Source organism: Tepidimonas alkaliphilus (assembly GCF_007556595.1).
Taxonomy (GTDB): domain Bacteria; phylum Pseudomonadota; class Gammaproteobacteria; order Burkholderiales; family Burkholderiaceae_C; genus Tepidimonas; species Tepidimonas alkaliphila.
The window spans coordinates 406172-421305 of the sequence record NZ_VJNB01000001.1 but is presented as its reverse complement, the minus strand read 5'-3'; the positions used below and the strand labels follow the sequence as shown (position 1 = coordinate 421305).

The window sequence follows — 15134 nt, the reverse complement described above, 5'->3', positions numbered from 1 at the left end:
CTTGCCGCCATGAATGCCCAGGCGTTGGCCGATGCCGCGGAGGATACCCCGCCCCGACCGGCCGTCATCCAGCTGACCATTCGCGAAAAGGCGGCATTGCAAGCGTCCTATATTGCGCTGTTTGCCGATGGTGGCATCTTTGTGGCATCGGCCCGACCCTACACCCTAGGGCAAGAGGTTTATTTGCTGCTGACGCTGCCCGATGATCCTCAGCGCTACCCCATCGTCGGCCAGGTTGCCTGGATCACGCCGGCAGGCGCCAGCGGCCTGCGCACGCAGGGCATCGGCGTGCGCTTTCCCCGCGATGAGCGGGGCAGGGCATTGAAAGCGCGGATCGAAGCGCTTTTGGATCCCCTGCTGCCATCCGATCAACCGACGCAAACCGTTTGAAGTCCGCCATCGGCGGCCTGTCCGCGGTTGACCTTTTCCCTTGCACGATCCATGTTTACCGACTCCCACTGCCATCTGGACTTTCCCGAGCTGCAGGCCGACCTGCCGGCGGTGCTGGACGCGATGCGCGCCGCCGGCGTGACGCGTGCGCTGTGCATCGGCACGACGCTGGAGCGCTTCGACGCCGTGCACCGGCTCGCGCTGCAGGGGGCCGACGGCAGCCCGCGCCTGTGGGCCACCGTCGGCGTGCACCCCGACCACGAGCACGACGAGGCCCCCACGGTGGAGCGGTTGCTGGAGCTGGCCGCGCGTCCGCGCGTGGTCGGCATCGGCGAGACCGGGCTGGACTACTATCGCCTGGAGGGTCGCACGGTGGCCGACATGGAGTGGCAGCGCGAGCGCTTTCGCGTCCACATCCGCGCCGCACGCCGCGCCAACCTGCCGCTGGTCATCCACACCCGCGCCGCGGCGGACGACACGCTGGCCATCCTGCGCGAGGAGGGGGGGCTCGGCTCCGCCGGCGGCGACAGCCTGCCGCCAGCGCGCGGGGTGTTCCACTGCTTCACCGAGAGCGCCGAGGTCGCCCGCGCGGCGCTCGACCTGGGGTTCCTGATCTCGTTTTCCGGCATCGTCACGTTCAAGAACGCCGCCAGCCTGCGCGAGGTGGCGCGGCTGGTGCCGCTGGATTGCACGCTGATCGAGACCGACAGCCCCTACCTGGCGCCGGTGCCGCACCGCGGCAAGGTCAACACCCCGGCCTACGTGCCGCTGGTGGCGGCACAGCTGGCGCAGCTGCACGGCACCACACCCGAGGAGGTTGGCCGCATCACCAGCGAGAACTTCACCCGGCTGTTCGACCGCGTGAAAGACGAGGCGGCTGCCGCGGCTTGACGCCCGCCGAGCAGCCCACGCACGCCGTGCCCGCGGGAGCCTGAGGATGTTCAAGCACGATCTTCACGAAAGAAGACAAGTGCTTGTCTTGTCTGGCTTGATGGCCCTCATGGCGCTGATGTCGCCGGCGCCGGCGCGGGCCCAGCGGGCCTACGACCGCTACATCACCGCCATCATCCGCGACGACGTCAGCACCGTCATCGAGCTGCAGCTGCGCGGGCTGGACGTCAACACGCCGGATCCAGACCTCAACCCGCCGCTGGTGCTGGCGCTGCAGCGCGACGCGCTGAAAGTGGCGCGCCACCTCGTCGAACAGTGGGATCTGGACGTGGAGGCCACCAACCCAGCCGGCGAAAACGCGCTGATGATCGCCGCGCTGCGCGGCCATCTGGACATCGTGCAGGCGCTGATCGGCCGGGGCGCGCAGGTCAACCGGCCCGGCTGGACGCCGCTGCATTACGCCGCCACCGGCAAGACCGACGCGGCGCTGCCGATCACGCGGCTGTTGCTGGAACACCACGCCTACATCGACGCCGAGTCGCCCAACCGCAGCACGCCGCTGATGATGGCGGCGCTCTATGGACGCTCAGAGGTGGTGGAATTGCTGCTGGCCGAGGGAGCCGACCCCACGCTGCGCAACCAGCAAGGCTTGGATGCGCTGGACTTTGCCCGTCACAGCGGTCGTGAGCACGTCGTGCAACGCATTGCCGCCGCGCTGCGCGCGCGCCAGCCCAAGGGAAGCTGGTGAGTAAAAGTTCCACAATTTATATGGTGTAAACCACGGCGATCGGAACTTTCAATGTCTCTATCGTAGCATCGGCGCAACGTCGGCGACAAGCCGCACGATGCCATAGACGGCGGCGCAGATGACGAGCGTCAACAGCACGATGGAGCCGACGCCGATAGAGCGGCGAGGCCTTGAGGTTTCGCGCTCAACACGCTGACGATGCTGATGGTAGTAGTCGCGGTCATACAGGCCCACAGTGACCCTCCCCGGTTCCCCTCCGCGCGTCCACCGGATCGGGACGCGGTGCAGCAAGCCGTCAACAATGCTACCGCATGCGGTGCGGGCCTGCGACGCGCTCCGGGCGCGGACGGAACCGCGCCGGGGACCCGCCGACGTGGCCTGAGGGCCACTGTCATGGTCTAGCAAAGGGTGGGCGGGGCTGCGGGTCCCAATACATAGTGATGGGCCGGTAAACGGGACGGGAACGGAAAAACGCGCGAACCGCACGCCACGCCCGCACGAAAGCGGGAACAGGGAGTTCGACAGCCTCCGACCAGACCGAATGAGAGCCATGCGGGTAGTCGTGGCGGAACACCTGCCGAGTATCGTAGGCCTCGTGCAAATCGTCACCGCGAAACATCCAGCGTTCGGCGACGACCGCATTCTGGCCGTCACCGACACGAGACACGGCGAGATGGAAGCGAGGAAGGTAGCCGACACGACCACCGAAAAGCTCATTCAAGATGCCGCCGATGAAAGGGATTTTGATCTTGTCGCCCCGGAACATCTTGACGCGATACTCTATGAGCGACTCGCGAACTTGTTTGTCAATCATGAGCGAATCTTGGACGATGAGATACACGTCCCAGCCGAGCTTTCGCGCATGAATGAGCCAGTCAAGAACCGCCGCACGACCCTTGTCTTGAAACGAGCGAGCATTTAGCCACGTCCCAAGCTCGTCAAGCAGCATCACGCCGTTGCGATCTTCGTCATACGAGTCCGGATTGCCGTGCCCGACCGCCTCGAGGTCAGCAGCCGTCGGCTTGTCGGGGATACGGACGTAGTGAGCACGACGACCGGAGACAAGCTTGTCCAGGCGAAGATCGAAGTTAGCCGCGACACGGCGGCCCTGAAGCAAAGCGCGCTTCGCCTGCCACACGGCGAACTTGGACTTACCGGTGCCAAGCTTACCTTCGACACTGTAAACCGGCATGGCACCCCTCCATCACTTGCCCATGATGCCCGCGAGATGAAGAGAATATTCGAACGACACCTTTGCAATCCACAAGCCAACCAAACCAGCAATCACGGTGCCGGATATCGGCGGAAACGCCAACCCGAGCACGTGACCCCAAGACGTAGCAAAGAGCTTCGAGAGCAACGGGGATACAAAAGCATTGAACGCTGCAACAAGTGCAACATAACCTGTAGCGACAGACATAGCAACGGCAATGCGCATGGCCCATTGACGGCCCACGTAAGCGGCGAGAAAAGCGAAAAGCTTGCCAAAAAGGCCTTGCACTAAAGCAGCAAACAACGGCATAACTTACCCCTTTCGACGACCAAGAATCGACACGGCACCGAAAAGACCGGCCCCTGCCCAGAGCATGGACATCAAATCGTGAATGATCGGCTGGAAACGGCAAATATCAATGCCATTGAGACCGAGCTTTTCATAGCCGGGAAGAGGGATGACGGAACATCCCGTAGGAACCTGAAACGTCCAATTGATTTCGGGAAGCTGAGGAAAACAACTGCGCCAGTTACCTGACTTGATGCACTGAGGAAGGAGATCATCGAAAAGCTGACGGCCTTCGTCGGGATGAGGCGGGGCCGGAGTGCCAGTTTCATCGATCTTACACGGCGGCGTATCCGGTAGCCCGCATTCGAGATCTTCCTGATGGGGCGCATTGGGGTTGCTGGGTGACGTCGGCGTAGTTTCAGTGACGGTTCTATCCGTGACGTTGCCTTGGGCATCACGAGTCACGACCTCAGTGCGCGTGTTAAAAATGACCGTATTGCCATCGGCCGTAGCTGTAGTCGTCGTTGTGGTAGTAACAGTCGAGCCATCCGATCTAGTCGTCGTTGTCGTCGCGGGCTCACCGACTTGCACGGAAGTAGGGGACGTCGGACCGTAGCCAAGCCGGACGCGATGATCTACTGGATCATCTTTGAGCTCACGAGCATAGATATCGATGACATCCGAGGCACGATCAATAGAAGGAAGTGAGTTCAAAAGGTTGACAAGCGTTTGAAGAGTAAGAGAAGCGACTTTAGCTTGTAGCTCGTCGTCAGTCACTGGAAGAGACTGTGGCTGAGACGGTAAAAAAGCACCCGATGGAGTAGAAGAAGGTGAAAAATAGTAGATTACAAACGTAGTATTAACCTGAGTGGAACTGAAACACGGCTCTGAAGTCATCTTAGTATTGTAGCTGACATAACCGTCGGGAATAGTAACATTTTCAGACAAACATTTTTTTTCAACCAGCATGCTATCGCCAGAGCACGTATAAAGTCCCGGCTCATTAACGGTTTGATAAATGAAATAGCGCCACTGACTGTAAGATGTGGCGGAAGTCCCGCAAAAAGTCCGAGCATCAAGTTTTGTCACGAGCTGGCCCTGGGAATCCACTTCGAGGTCCATCTCATCAAGAGCTTTCGCAAGATCATAAATCTGAAGAGCCGTTCCGACTAATGGAAGCGCACGCAACGCCTTAGCCGCCATCCTATTCATCGTGGGACGGGAAATAGGCTCTACGATCGTGACCGGCAACTGAGATGAGCGGCCCGGAATAGAAACGCGTGAAGGTAGCTCGACAACAACGCCGGACGGTGTAACAGTCAGAAGCTGATTGCGACCGGCAAGCTGTTGGGGTAGCGCAGGTGTAGAACCGGTGTAGCGGCGGACTTCGACACGATTGCCATTTGTGAGCGTGTCATAAATGACCGAAGGCGCAAGGATGGAATAAGGATTCGACTGCCACTGCATGCCCGTGATGCGGGACGCCTGATCCATGGCGATGCGCCACTGGCCAGATGACTGAGCCGACACCGAAAAAGCGGCCATGCAGGCCGCAGCGAAAACGAGGTTTCGAGCGAACCGCATGGCCGATAAAGCGATCAAGCAGCGCCGCGGATTTTCTTGATGTATTTGATGCCGACCATGAAGGCGACACCAATAGCCGCGACACCGACCAGAGCGCCCCCATACGTGGCGACGTTGGCACCGACATCAGCAATCGCAGTATTGAAAGCCGCAGTGGCGTCTTGAGCCATAGCAGCCATGGGAGCGAGCGGAACGAGAAGAACAGCAGAACGCTTGAAGAAGCGAGTTTGCATGACAAGACTCCAGACAACCGGGAACCCGCCCGGCAGCGGATCGGGGACCGCCCCCGATTCAGACCGCAGACAGGATGCGCCGGACCCACGCATGAGCAGCACCGGCAGCAAACCCCGCCGCGAAAACGACCATGTAAGACGCAACATACTGAGAGAGAAAGGACCAATCCATCGTCAGACCCTCAGCCCGACGAAGTAACCGGCAGCAAACACGAGGACGCCAATACCGGCCACGATCGCAAGCGCTACAGACTGATCCATGACTCACTCGCAAACAATTCGTTCGACACGACCCGAACCAACAACGCCGACATGAGGATAGACATAGCACCATCCACCAGTAGGACGGCGCTTTTCGTCTAGCAAACGAAAGATCACAGCCTCGCCGTCACGGACAAGAGACGACGGCGGCGAGACGTCATAAAACGTTGAACCCGCTTGATAAACAAGCGGCGGACGATCATCACGAAGACGCGGTGGACTATCAGGCGGATCACTGGCTGCCACGACACCAGAGGCAAGCAGGAAAAAGGCGACAACGTCGTCACGCATGACTCACACTCAGCTTCGAATATGGCCCATCAAACCATCGCGCCGCCACCTCTCCCACGCGACACAAGAACAGTTGTCCACGATAGGACACACGTCTCCACGGGGAGGCCAATACCTCCCCAGTCTGGCGCACCACACGACGACCCGAGCGGGTGATGAGCTCGCCGACGCCATAAAGGGCCTTGCACCACTCGGGAAGGTTGAGCCACGAGCGGATCGACGCGAGGCTTTGATCGAGGCCGCCGATGCCATAGATACGCGCACCCTTGGGGTAGTCATGATGACCCCCGATCTTGGACATGTATTTCATGAGGTAGCCGACAGCATCCCGGGCGACCTCGGTGCGCGTCATGCCGTGCGGCCAGAAAGGGCCTCGACCAGGACCAGCCTTGTCCCACTTCGGCATAGTGACGTGGCGAGGCACCCAGATAGCCAAGTGGTAGTGCATGGTCCCGGACTGCTGTAGCTCAGCAACCCAGACATAGCGAACACGGATGCCAACGCCATTGGCCCAGCGGCGGTAACGCTTCAGGGCATCCTTGATATGACACGGCTGCCAATCGTGAGCACCGCGGCCAAGCGTGCCCCGGGTGTCATACGTCAAGGTGACGAAGAGGACACGATCACGAGGGGCAGAAAGCCTGAGCAAGCGACCGGCAGCCCAGACGTTACGACGCAGCCGGCGGATGCGACGCTCACGGATGCGCACCTTGTCAGACGTGACCGGTATCCACGACTCGGGGAGGCTATCGACGCGGACCGTTGTTTCTGATGAGACAAGCCCAGCGGCAGCCCCGGCTGGCTGGCCCGCGCTGCGCGCGTGCGCGCCAGCCGTGGCTGCCACCGCCCCATGTTCGAAACGATCGGACGCGAACATGGAACGACCTCAAAGAGAGAACCCGGCTACAGGAACATCACCCGCGCCGTAAACCGTCACATCAACCGACAGCCGCCGCCCATCCGGCTCGACGCGGAACTCCAAAGCGGTCACGACGCCGGGTTGATCTTCGGCCTCAGCACGTGCAACAGCACGAAGAAGCACGCCGAGCAGGCCGTAAAGCGCGGCCTGCTGCACGGTCTCAAAGTCGGCAGGACGGCGCGACATGGCGCACCCCTCAGGCCATGGCCGACTGCTTGACCGGAGCTAGGACGACCGACGCGAGCGTGAGGCGGCCCTCACGCACACGGATGGCCGAAGGGTGCAACTGATAGACGCCCGGCGGGTAGGGGGCCTGTTCGGCATCGAGGAGGAACTCGAAACGCTCCGGGTAGCGGGCAGGCTTGCCGTCCGGCCCGGTGACGAAGGCATAACCACTCTGGATGCGGATGTGATACGGTTTGCCCGTCACCTTCGATTCCCCGCGCAGTTCGCGGACTTCGGCGGTGTCAATCTCGATCTTGATCATGGTCTAGCTCCGGTGAAACATCCCAAGACGGGATAGCCGGAGCATATACCAGGAGGGTATATCCATGCAAGAGCATGACACGAAGGAGACCATCAGGGAGCTAATCGACCGCGCAGCAAGAGAAGTCGGCACAAAAGCCGAACTAGCCCGGATGCTAGGAGTGCCAGCGACGCGACTGAACGAGTGGCGCGGCGGTCACAGACCATGCCCGGCAGAGATGGTAGCCATCATCGCGGACATCGCAGGCATGCCTGCCGAAGAGTGGCTGATACGCGCAACCCTTTGGTATGCCAAGGAAAAACCGTATTACGCACGCTTGTGGAAGGCCGTGGGAAAAGCGTTGCCGCGGACCGGCGCGGCCACCGCTGGATTTTTCGCTACCGTCGGCCTTGGCCTCTTTGGTGAACTTGCGAGGATGTTGGGAAAAGTTCCACAATTTATATGGTGTAAACCACGGCGATCGGAACTTTCAATGTCTCTATCGTAGCATCGGCGCAACGTCGGCGACAAGCCGCACGATGCCATAGACGGCGGCGCAGATGACGAGCGTCAACAGCACGATGGAGCCGACGCCGATAGAGCGGCGAGGCCTTGAGGTTTCGCGCTCAACACGCTGACGATGCTGATGGTAGTAGTCGCGGTCATACAGGCCCACAGTGACCCTCCCCGGTTCCCCTCCGCGCGTCCACCGGATCGGGACGCGGTGCAGCAAGCCGTCAACAATGCTACCGCATGCGGTGCGGGCCTGCGACGCGCTCCGGGCGCGGACGGAACCGCGCCGGGGACCCGCCGACGTGGCCTGAGGGCCACTGTCATGGTCTAGCAAAGGGTGGGCGGGGCTGCGGGTCCCAATACATAGTGATGGGCCGGTAAACGGGACGGGAACGGAAAAACGCGCGAACCGCACGCCACGCCCGCACGAAAGCGGGAACAGGGAGTTCGACAGCCTCCGACCAGACCGAATGAGAGCCATGCGGGTAGTCGTGGCGGAACACCTGCCGAGTATCGTAGGCCTCGTGCAAATCGTCACCGCGAAACATCCAGCGTTCGGCGACGACCGCATTCTGGCCGTCACCGACACGAGACACGGCGAGATGGAAGCGAGGAAGGTAGCCGACACGACCACCGAAAAGCTCATTCAAGATGCCGCCGATGAAAGGGATTTTGATCTTGTCGCCCCGGAACATCTTGACGCGATACTCTATGAGCGACTCGCGAACTTGTTTGTCAATCATGAGCGAATCTTGGACGATGAGATACACGTCCCAGCCGAGCTTTCGCGCATGAATGAGCCAGTCAAGAACCGCCGCACGACCCTTGTCTTGAAACGAGCGAGCATTTAGCCACGTCCCAAGCTCGTCAAGCAGCATCACGCCGTTGCGATCTTCGTCATACGAGTCCGGATTGCCGTGCCCGACCGCCTCGAGGTCAGCAGCCGTCGGCTTGTCGGGGATACGGACGTAGTGAGCACGACGACCGGAGACAAGCTTGTCCAGGCGAAGATCGAAGTTAGCCGCGACACGGCGGCCCTGAAGCAAAGCGCGCTTCGCCTGCCACACGGCGAACTTGGACTTACCGGTGCCAAGCTTACCTTCGACACTGTAAACCGGCATGGCACCCCTCCATCACTTGCCCATGATGCCCGCGAGATGAAGAGAATATTCGAACGACACCTTTGCAATCCACAAGCCAACCAAACCAGCAATCACGGTGCCGGATATCGGCGGAAACGCCAACCCGAGCACGTGACCCCAAGACGTAGCAAAGAGCTTCGAGAGCAACGGGGATACAAAAGCATTGAACGCTGCAACAAGTGCAACATAACCTGTAGCGACAGACATAGCAACGGCAATGCGCATGGCCCATTGACGGCCCACGTAAGCGGCGAGAAAAGCGAAAAGCTTGCCAAAAAGGCCTTGCACTAAAGCAGCAAACAACGGCATAACTTACCCCTTTCGACGACCAAGAATCGACACGGCACCGAAAAGACCGGCCCCTGCCCAGAGCATGGACATCAAATCGTGAATGATCGGCTGGAAACGGCAAATATCAATGCCATTGAGACCGAGCTTTTCATAGCCGGGAAGAGGGATGACGGAACATCCCGTAGGAACCTGAAACGTCCAATTGATTTCGGGAAGCTGAGGAAAACAACTGCGCCAGTTACCTGACTTGATGCACTGAGGAAGGAGATCATCGAAAAGCTGACGGCCTTCGTCGGGATGAGGCGGGGCCGGAGTGCCAGTTTCATCGATCTTACACGGCGGCGTATCCGGTAGCCCGCATTCGAGATCTTCCTGATGGGGCGCATTGGGGTTGCTGGGTGACGTCGGCGTAGTTTCAGTGACGGTTCTATCCGTGACGTTGCCTTGGGCATCACGAGTCACGACCTCAGTGCGCGTGTTAAAAATGACCGTATTGCCATCGGCCGTAGCTGTAGTCGTCGTTGTGGTAGTAACAGTCGAGCCATCCGATCTAGTCGTCGTTGTCGTCGCGGGCTCACCGACTTGCACGGAAGTAGGGGACGTCGGACCGTAGCCAAGCCGGACGCGATGATCTACTGGATCATCTTTGAGCTCACGAGCATAGATATCGATGACATCCGAGGCACGATCAATAGAAGGAAGTGAGTTCAAAAGGTTGACAAGCGTTTGAAGAGTAAGAGAAGCGACTTTAGCTTGTAGCTCGTCGTCAGTCACTGGAAGAGACTGTGGCTGAGACGGTAAAAAAGCACCCGATGGAGTAGAAGAAGGTGAAAAATAGTAGATTACAAACGTAGTATTAACCTGAGTGGAACTGAAACACGGCTCTGAAGTCATCTTAGTATTGTAGCTGACATAACCGTCGGGAATAGTAACATTTTCAGACAAACATTTTTTTTCAACCAGCATGCTATCGCCAGAGCACGTATAAAGTCCCGGCTCATTAACGGTTTGATAAATGAAATAGCGCCACTGACTGTAAGATGTGGCGGAAGTCCCGCAAAAAGTCCGAGCATCAAGTTTTGTCACGAGCTGGCCCTGGGAATCCACTTCGAGGTCCATCTCATCAAGAGCTTTCGCAAGATCATAAATCTGAAGAGCCGTTCCGACTAATGGAAGCGCACGCAACGCCTTAGCCGCCATCCTATTCATCGTGGGACGGGAAATAGGCTCTACGATCGTGACCGGCAACTGAGATGAGCGGCCCGGAATAGAAACGCGTGAAGGTAGCTCGACAACAACGCCGGACGGTGTAACAGTCAGAAGCTGATTGCGACCGGCAAGCTGTTGGGGTAGCGCAGGTGTAGAACCGGTGTAGCGGCGGACTTCGACACGATTGCCATTTGTGAGCGTGTCATAAATGACCGAAGGCGCAAGGATGGAATAAGGATTCGACTGCCACTGCATGCCCGTGATGCGGGACGCCTGATCCATGGCGATGCGCCACTGGCCAGATGACTGAGCCGACACCGAAAAAGCGGCCATGCAGGCCGCAGCGAAAACGAGGTTTCGAGCGAACCGCATGGCCGATAAAGCGATCAAGCAGCGCCGCGGATTTTCTTGATGTATTTGATGCCGACCATGAAGGCGACACCAATAGCCGCGACACCGACCAGAGCGCCCCCATACGTGGCGACGTTGGCACCGACATCAGCAATCGCAGTATTGAAAGCCGCAGTGGCGTCTTGAGCCATAGCAGCCATGGGAGCGAGCGGAACGAGAAGAACAGCAGAACGCTTGAAGAAGCGAGTTTGCATGACAAGACTCCAGACAACCGGGAACCCGCCCGGCAGCGGATCGGGGACCGCCCCCGATTCAGACCGCAGACAGGATGCGCCGGACCCACGCATGAGCAGCACCGGCAGCAAACCCCGCCGCGAAAACGACCATGTAAGACGCAACATACTGAGAGAGAAAGGACCAATCCATCGTCAGACCCTCAGCCCGACGAAGTAACCGGCAGCAAACACGAGGACGCCAATACCGGCCACGATCGCAAGCGCTACAGACTGATCCATGACTCACTCGCAAACAATTCGTTCGACACGACCCGAACCAACAACGCCGACATGAGGATAGACATAGCACCATCCACCAGTAGGACGGCGCTTTTCGTCTAGCAAACGAAAGATCACAGCCTCGCCGTCACGGACAAGAGACGACGGCGGCGAGACGTCATAAAACGTTGAACCCGCTTGATAAACAAGCGGCGGACGATCATCACGAAGACGCGGTGGACTATCAGGCGGATCACTGGCTGCCACGACACCAGAGGCAAGCAGGAAAAAGGCGACAACGTCGTCACGCATGACTCACACTCAGCTTCGAATATGGCCCATCAAACCATCGCGCCGCCACCTCTCCCACGCGACACAAGAACAGTTGTCCACGATAGGACACACGTCTCCACGGGGAGGCCAATACCTCCCCAGTCTGGCGCACCACACGACGACCCGAGCGGGTGATGAGCTCGCCGACGCCATAAAGGGCCTTGCACCACTCGGGAAGGTTGAGCCACGAGCGGATCGACGCGAGGCTTTGATCGAGGCCGCCGATGCCATAGATACGCGCACCCTTGGGGTAGTCATGATGACCCCCGATCTTGGACATGTATTTCATGAGGTAGCCGACAGCATCCCGGGCGACCTCGGTGCGCGTCATGCCGTGCGGCCAGAAAGGGCCTCGACCAGGACCAGCCTTGTCCCACTTCGGCATAGTGACGTGGCGAGGCACCCAGATAGCCAAGTGGTAGTGCATGGTCCCGGACTGCTGTAGCTCAGCAACCCAGACATAGCGAACACGGATGCCAACGCCATTGGCCCAGCGGCGGTAACGCTTCAGGGCATCCTTGATATGACACGGCTGCCAATCGTGAGCACCGCGGCCAAGCGTGCCCCGGGTGTCATACGTCAAGGTGACGAAGAGGACACGATCACGAGGGGCAGAAAGCCTGAGCAAGCGACCGGCAGCCCAGACGTTACGACGCAGCCGGCGGATGCGACGCTCACGGATGCGCACCTTGTCAGACGTGACCGGTATCCACGACTCGGGGAGGCTATCGACGCGGACCGTTGTTTCTGATGAGACAAGCCCAGCGGCAGCCCCGGCTGGCTGGCCCGCGCTGCGCGCGTGCGCGCCAGCCGTGGCTGCCACCGCCCCATGTTCGAAACGATCGGACGCGAACATGGAACGACCTCAAAGAGAGAACCCGGCTACAGGAACATCACCCGCGCCGTAAACCGTCACATCAACCGACAGCCGCCGCCCATCCGGCTCGACGCGGAACTCCAAAGCGGTCACGACGCCGGGTTGATCTTCGGCCTCAGCACGTGCAACAGCACGAAGAAGCACGCCGAGCAGGCCGTAAAGCGCGGCCTGCTGCACGGTCTCAAAGTCGGCAGGACGGCGCGACATGGCGCACCCCTCAGGCCATGGCCGACTGCTTGACCGGAGCTAGGACGACCGACGCGAGCGTGAGGCGGCCCTCACGCACACGGATGGCCGAAGGGTGCAACTGATAGACGCCCGGCGGGTAGGGGGCCTGTTCGGCATCGAGGAGGAACTCGAAACGCTCCGGGTAGCGGGCAGGCTTGCCGTCCGGCCCGGTGACGAAGGCATAACCACTCTGGATGCGGATGTGATACGGTTTGCCCGTCACCTTCGATTCCCCGCGCAGTTCGCGGACTTCGGCGGTGTCAATCTCGATCTTGATCATGGTCTAGCTCCGGTGAAACATCCCAAGACGGGATAGCCGGAGCATATACCAGGAGGGTATATCCATGCAAGAGCATGACACGAAGGAGACCATCAGGGAGCTAATCGACCGCGCAGCAAGAGAAGTCGGCACAAAAGCCGAACTAGCCCGGATGCTAGGAGTGCCAGCGACGCGACTGAACGAGTGGCGCGGCGGTCACAGACCATGCCCGGCAGAGATGGTAGCCATCATCGCGGACATCGCAGGCATGCCTGCCGAAGAGTGGCTGATACGCGCAACCCTTTGGTATGCCAAGGAAAAACCGTATTACGCACGCTTGTGGAAGGCCGTGGGAAAAGCGTTGCCGCGGACCGGCGCGGCCACCGCTGGATTTTTCGCTACCGTCGGCCTTGGCCTCTTTGGTGAACTTGCGAGGATGTTGGGAAAAGTTCCACAATTTATATTATGTTAACTAAGGCAAACCCTAGGATTCATCCGCAGGCCGCCCGCCGCCGCCTACAATGCGCGCACTTGTCACTTTGAGAAACGAAACGATCATGCAACGTCGAACCCTGCTTTACGCCGTGGTGGCGGCCACCTGGTTGGCCGCCTCTGTCGCTCAGGCTCAGTCGGCAGGCACGCTGCGCGTGGCCATCGACGCCACCTACGAGCCGTTCACCTACAAAACGCCCGATGGCAAGCCCACCGGGTTTGATGTGGACATCGCCGAAGCGATCTGCGCCAAGCTCAACCGCAAGTGTGTCTTTGTCGAGCAGGTTTGGGACAGCATGATCCCCGGCCTGCAAGCGCGCAAATACGACGTCATCATCAGCTCGATGTCGATCACCGACGAACGCCTGAAGGTGGTCGATTTCAGCGATCGGTATTACAAGACGCCCAGCGGCATCGTCGTCAAGCAGGGCACGCCCTACAGCGGCCCGGCCTCGCTGAAGGGCAAGCGCATCGGGGTGCTCAAAGGCAGCACGCAAGAAAAATACGCGCTGGGCGAACTCAAGCCGGCGGGCGTGCAGGTTATTCCCTACGAAGCGCAAGATCAGGTCTATTTGGACATCAAGGCGGGCCGTCTGGATGGCACTGTGGCGGATAAAGTCGAAGTCACCGGCGGCTTCTTGAGCAAGCCCGAGGGCAAGGGCTACGGTTTTGTCGGGCCGGATCTGTATGACGTTAAATATTTTGGCTACGGCGTCGGCGTGGCGATGCGCAAGGGCCAAGACAAGCTCAAAGCCGACATCAACGCCGCCATCAAGGCCATTCGCGCTGACGGCACTTACGACAAAATCGCCAAGAAATATTTCGATTTTGATCCTTACGGAAACTAAAAGCGCGGCGCGGGCCCCTCGGCTGTTCGAGGACGGGGTCGCACAAGCGTGTGACGGCGAATCGCGCCCGTTGATGCGCTTGTCGCTGCGCTGGCTGAGCTGATGTTGGATTACCTGCCTGGCATTTTGCACGGCGCGCTGCTGACCGTGGCGGTGTCGCTGTGCGCCTTGGCGTTGGCAGTGCTGCTCGGGCTGCTGGGCGCCACCGCCAAGCTGTCGGGCCGCGCGCCGCTGGTGGCGCTGGCCACGCTCTACACCACCGTGATCCGCGGCGTGCCGGAGCTGGTGCTGATGCTGCTGGTGTTCTACGGCGGCACCATCGGGCTCAACGCCCTGCTGGAGGCGCTGGGTTCGGCCGAGCCGGTGGACATCGACCCCTTCGTCGCCGGCGTGGCGACGATCGGCTTGATCTACGGCGCCTACATGACCGAGACGTTCCGCGGCGCGATCCTGGCGGTGCCGCGCGGGCAGATGGAGGCCGCCTGGGCGTTCGGCATGGGGCGTCTGGCCACCTTCGTGCGCATCACGCTGCCGCAGATGGTGCGCCACGCCCTGCCCGGCTTCACCAACAACTGGCTGGTGCTGATCAAGAGCACGGCGCTGGTCAGCCTGATCGGCCTGAAGGACATGACGTTCCTGGCCAAGCAGGCCTCGGCCGCCACACGCGAGCCGTTCTTTTTCTTCCTGTTCGTTGGCGCGCTGTTCCTGCTCTACACCTCGGCGTCGCTGTGGGCGCTGCGGCGTCTGGAGCGGCGCTTCAGCGCCGGCGTGCGCCGCGCCGACGGCTGGCAGCACGGCGGCTGACGTGCCACG

Annotated in this window: 25 protein-coding genes; 7 read left to right on the top strand and 18 right to left on the bottom strand. The window is 60.1% G+C overall.

Annotated elements, in window-relative coordinates; all coding sequences use genetic code 11:
• Window positions 1-9 precede the first annotated feature (9 nt).
• From Talka_RS02035 to Talka_RS02025, 3 genes are all read left to right on the top strand, one after another.
• A complete protein-coding gene (locus Talka_RS02035; protein WP_143889412.1) occupies window positions 10-390 on the top strand; it encodes a PilZ domain-containing protein in 381 nt (126 codons plus the stop codon).
• A 51-nt stretch (window positions 391-441) separates the two neighbouring features.
• A complete protein-coding gene (locus tag Talka_RS02030) occupies window positions 442-1281 on the top strand; it encodes a TatD family hydrolase (RefSeq protein ID WP_143889411.1) in 840 nt (279 codons plus the stop codon).
• 109 nt (window positions 1282-1390) lie between these two features.
• On the top strand, window positions 1391-2029 hold the full coding sequence (locus Talka_RS02025) for an ankyrin repeat domain-containing protein (RefSeq protein WP_185970028.1): 639 nt from the start codon (window positions 1391-1393) through the stop codon (window positions 2027-2029).
• 57 nt (window positions 2030-2086) lie between these two features.
• Here Talka_RS02025 and Talka_RS11880 read toward each other — a convergent pair whose 3' ends face one another.
• The 9 genes from Talka_RS11880 to Talka_RS01985 form a co-directional block, all read right to left on the bottom strand.
• The gene (locus Talka_RS11880; RefSeq protein WP_185970027.1) at window positions 2087-2263 is read right to left on the bottom strand and encodes a hypothetical protein; all 177 of its coding nucleotides are present in this window, start codon (window positions 2261-2263) and stop codon (window positions 2087-2089) included.
• A gap of 157 nt (window positions 2264-2420) precedes the next feature.
• Window positions 2421-3221 (bottom strand): zonular occludens toxin domain-containing protein, encoded by an 801-nt coding sequence (locus Talka_RS02020; protein WP_143889408.1) that lies wholly within the window; start codon window positions 3219-3221, stop codon window positions 2421-2423.
• 12 nt (window positions 3222-3233) lie between these two features.
• A complete protein-coding gene (locus Talka_RS02015; protein ID WP_143889407.1) occupies window positions 3234-3551 on the bottom strand; it encodes a hypothetical protein in 318 nt (105 codons plus the stop codon).
• Window positions 3552-3554: 3 nt separating this feature from the next.
• Entirely contained in the window at window positions 3555-5075 is a 1521-nt protein-coding gene (locus Talka_RS02010; protein ID WP_143889406.1) for a hypothetical protein, read from the bottom strand.
• 53 nt (window positions 5076-5128) lie between these two features.
• Complete coding sequence (locus tag Talka_RS02005; protein ID WP_143889405.1) at window positions 5129-5347, bottom strand: hypothetical protein; 219 nt, start codon at window positions 5345-5347, stop codon at window positions 5129-5131.
• A 264-nt stretch (window positions 5348-5611) separates the two neighbouring features.
• A complete protein-coding gene (locus Talka_RS02000; RefSeq protein ID WP_143889404.1) occupies window positions 5612-5899 on the bottom strand; it encodes a hypothetical protein in 288 nt (95 codons plus the stop codon).
• Window positions 5892-6776: a rolling circle replication-associated protein gene (locus Talka_RS01995; RefSeq protein WP_143889403.1), complete on the bottom strand. Its 885-nt coding sequence runs from the start codon at window positions 6774-6776 to the stop codon at window positions 5892-5894. The genes Talka_RS02000 and Talka_RS01995 overlap by 8 nt, the downstream gene beginning before the upstream one ends.
• A 9-nt stretch (window positions 6777-6785) precedes the next feature.
• Window positions 6786-7004: a hypothetical protein gene (locus tag Talka_RS01990; RefSeq protein WP_143889402.1), complete on the bottom strand. Its 219-nt coding sequence runs from the start codon at window positions 7002-7004 to the stop codon at window positions 6786-6788.
• 10 nt (window positions 7005-7014) lie between these two features.
• Window positions 7015-7305, bottom strand: a complete 291-nt coding sequence (locus tag Talka_RS01985; RefSeq protein WP_143889401.1) for a single-stranded DNA-binding protein — start codon at window positions 7303-7305, stop codon at window positions 7015-7017.
• Between the two features lie 64 nt (window positions 7306-7369).
• On the opposite strand from Talka_RS01985, the gene Talka_RS11975 reads away from it, so the two are divergent.
• Window positions 7370-7792, top strand: a complete 423-nt coding sequence (locus tag Talka_RS11975; protein WP_143889409.1) for a helix-turn-helix domain-containing protein — start codon at window positions 7370-7372, stop codon at window positions 7790-7792.
• On the opposite strand, the gene Talka_RS11875 is transcribed toward Talka_RS11975, so the two are convergent.
• From Talka_RS11875 to Talka_RS01940, 9 genes are all read right to left on the bottom strand, one after another.
• The gene (locus tag Talka_RS11875) at window positions 7784-7960 is read right to left on the bottom strand and encodes a hypothetical protein (RefSeq protein WP_185970027.1); all 177 of its coding nucleotides are present in this window, start codon (window positions 7958-7960) and stop codon (window positions 7784-7786) included. The two genes, Talka_RS11975 and Talka_RS11875, sit on opposite strands and share 9 nt — an antisense overlap.
• 157 nt (window positions 7961-8117) lie before the next feature.
• The gene (locus tag Talka_RS01975) at window positions 8118-8918 is read right to left on the bottom strand and encodes a zonular occludens toxin domain-containing protein (RefSeq protein WP_143889408.1); all 801 of its coding nucleotides are present in this window, start codon (window positions 8916-8918) and stop codon (window positions 8118-8120) included.
• A gap of 12 nt (window positions 8919-8930) precedes the next feature.
• Window positions 8931-9248: a hypothetical protein gene (locus Talka_RS01970; RefSeq protein ID WP_143889407.1), complete on the bottom strand. Its 318-nt coding sequence runs from the start codon at window positions 9246-9248 to the stop codon at window positions 8931-8933.
• A 3-nt stretch (window positions 9249-9251) separates the two neighbouring features.
• Entirely contained in the window at window positions 9252-10772 is a 1521-nt protein-coding gene (locus Talka_RS01965) for a hypothetical protein (protein ID WP_143889406.1), read from the bottom strand.
• Window positions 10773-10825: 53 nt separating this feature from the next.
• On the bottom strand, window positions 10826-11044 hold the full coding sequence (locus tag Talka_RS01960) for a hypothetical protein (RefSeq protein WP_143889405.1): 219 nt from the start codon (window positions 11042-11044) through the stop codon (window positions 10826-10828).
• A gap of 264 nt (window positions 11045-11308) precedes the next feature.
• Entirely contained in the window at window positions 11309-11596 is a 288-nt protein-coding gene (locus tag Talka_RS01955) for a hypothetical protein (protein WP_143889404.1), read from the bottom strand.
• Window positions 11589-12473: a rolling circle replication-associated protein gene (locus Talka_RS01950; protein ID WP_143889403.1), complete on the bottom strand. Its 885-nt coding sequence runs from the start codon at window positions 12471-12473 to the stop codon at window positions 11589-11591. The genes Talka_RS01955 and Talka_RS01950 overlap by 8 nt, the downstream gene beginning before the upstream one ends.
• 9 nt (window positions 12474-12482) lie before the next feature.
• Window positions 12483-12701 (bottom strand): hypothetical protein, encoded by a 219-nt coding sequence (locus Talka_RS01945; protein WP_143889402.1) that lies wholly within the window; start codon window positions 12699-12701, stop codon window positions 12483-12485.
• A gap of 10 nt (window positions 12702-12711) precedes the next feature.
• Window positions 12712-13002, bottom strand: coding sequence for a single-stranded DNA-binding protein (locus Talka_RS01940; protein ID WP_143889401.1), 291 nt, complete (start codon window positions 13000-13002; stop codon window positions 12712-12714).
• 64 nt (window positions 13003-13066) lie between these two features.
• Here Talka_RS01940 and Talka_RS01935 point away from each other — a divergent pair, with 64 nt between their 5' ends.
• From Talka_RS01935 to Talka_RS01925, 3 genes are all read left to right on the top strand, one after another.
• Complete coding sequence (locus Talka_RS01935; protein WP_143889400.1) at window positions 13067-13453, top strand: helix-turn-helix transcriptional regulator; 387 nt, start codon at window positions 13067-13069, stop codon at window positions 13451-13453.
• Between the two features lie 85 nt (window positions 13454-13538).
• The gene (locus tag Talka_RS01930) at window positions 13539-14321 is read left to right on the top strand and encodes an ABC transporter substrate-binding protein (RefSeq protein WP_143889399.1); all 783 of its coding nucleotides are present in this window, start codon (window positions 13539-13541) and stop codon (window positions 14319-14321) included.
• A 102-nt stretch (window positions 14322-14423) separates the two neighbouring features.
• Window positions 14424-15125: an ABC transporter permease gene (locus Talka_RS01925; RefSeq protein ID WP_143889398.1), complete on the top strand. Its 702-nt coding sequence runs from the start codon at window positions 14424-14426 to the stop codon at window positions 15123-15125.
• Window positions 15126-15134: the final 9 nt, after the last annotated feature.

Excerpts from the sequence above, each read along its gene's own strand:
- Talka_RS02035 (WP_143889412.1), top strand. The coding sequence starts at position 10 with ATGAATGCCCAGGCGTTGGCCGATGCCGCGGAGGATACCCCGCCCCGA.
- Talka_RS02030 (WP_143889411.1), top strand. The coding sequence starts at position 442 with ATGTTTACCGACTCCCACTGCCATCTGGACTTTCCCGAGCTGCAGGCC.
- Talka_RS02025 (WP_185970028.1), top strand. The coding sequence starts at position 1,391 with ATGGCGCTGATGTCGCCGGCGCCGGCGCGGGCCCAGCGGGCCTACGAC.
- Talka_RS02020 (WP_143889408.1), bottom strand. The coding sequence starts at position 3,221 with ATGCCGGTTTACAGTGTCGAAGGTAAGCTTGGCACCGGTAAGTCCAAG.
- Talka_RS02015 (WP_143889407.1), bottom strand. The coding sequence starts at position 3,551 with ATGCCGTTGTTTGCTGCTTTAGTGCAAGGCCTTTTTGGCAAGCTTTTC.
- Talka_RS02010 (WP_143889406.1), bottom strand. The coding sequence starts at position 5,075 with ATGGCCGCTTTTTCGGTGTCGGCTCAGTCATCTGGCCAGTGGCGCATC.
- Talka_RS02005 (WP_143889405.1), bottom strand. The coding sequence starts at position 5,347 with ATGCAAACTCGCTTCTTCAAGCGTTCTGCTGTTCTTCTCGTTCCGCTC.
- Talka_RS02000 (WP_143889404.1), bottom strand. The coding sequence starts at position 5,899 with ATGCGTGACGACGTTGTCGCCTTTTTCCTGCTTGCCTCTGGTGTCGTG.
- Talka_RS01995 (WP_143889403.1), bottom strand. The coding sequence starts at position 6,776 with ATGTTCGCGTCCGATCGTTTCGAACATGGGGCGGTGGCAGCCACGGCT.
- Talka_RS01990 (WP_143889402.1), bottom strand. The coding sequence starts at position 7,004 with ATGTCGCGCCGTCCTGCCGACTTTGAGACCGTGCAGCAGGCCGCGCTT.
- Talka_RS01985 (WP_143889401.1), bottom strand. The coding sequence starts at position 7,305 with ATGATCAAGATCGAGATTGACACCGCCGAAGTCCGCGAACTGCGCGGG.
- Talka_RS11975 (WP_143889409.1), top strand. The coding sequence starts at position 7,370 with ATGCAAGAGCATGACACGAAGGAGACCATCAGGGAGCTAATCGACCGC.
- Talka_RS01975 (WP_143889408.1), bottom strand. The coding sequence starts at position 8,918 with ATGCCGGTTTACAGTGTCGAAGGTAAGCTTGGCACCGGTAAGTCCAAG.
- Talka_RS01970 (WP_143889407.1), bottom strand. The coding sequence starts at position 9,248 with ATGCCGTTGTTTGCTGCTTTAGTGCAAGGCCTTTTTGGCAAGCTTTTC.
- Talka_RS01965 (WP_143889406.1), bottom strand. The coding sequence starts at position 10,772 with ATGGCCGCTTTTTCGGTGTCGGCTCAGTCATCTGGCCAGTGGCGCATC.
- Talka_RS01960 (WP_143889405.1), bottom strand. The coding sequence starts at position 11,044 with ATGCAAACTCGCTTCTTCAAGCGTTCTGCTGTTCTTCTCGTTCCGCTC.
- Talka_RS01955 (WP_143889404.1), bottom strand. The coding sequence starts at position 11,596 with ATGCGTGACGACGTTGTCGCCTTTTTCCTGCTTGCCTCTGGTGTCGTG.
- Talka_RS01950 (WP_143889403.1), bottom strand. The coding sequence starts at position 12,473 with ATGTTCGCGTCCGATCGTTTCGAACATGGGGCGGTGGCAGCCACGGCT.
- Talka_RS01945 (WP_143889402.1), bottom strand. The coding sequence starts at position 12,701 with ATGTCGCGCCGTCCTGCCGACTTTGAGACCGTGCAGCAGGCCGCGCTT.
- Talka_RS01940 (WP_143889401.1), bottom strand. The coding sequence starts at position 13,002 with ATGATCAAGATCGAGATTGACACCGCCGAAGTCCGCGAACTGCGCGGG.
- Talka_RS01935 (WP_143889400.1), top strand. The coding sequence starts at position 13,067 with ATGCAAGAGCATGACACGAAGGAGACCATCAGGGAGCTAATCGACCGC.
- Talka_RS01930 (WP_143889399.1), top strand. The coding sequence starts at position 13,539 with ATGCAACGTCGAACCCTGCTTTACGCCGTGGTGGCGGCCACCTGGTTG.
- Talka_RS01925 (WP_143889398.1), top strand. The coding sequence starts at position 14,424 with ATGTTGGATTACCTGCCTGGCATTTTGCACGGCGCGCTGCTGACCGTG.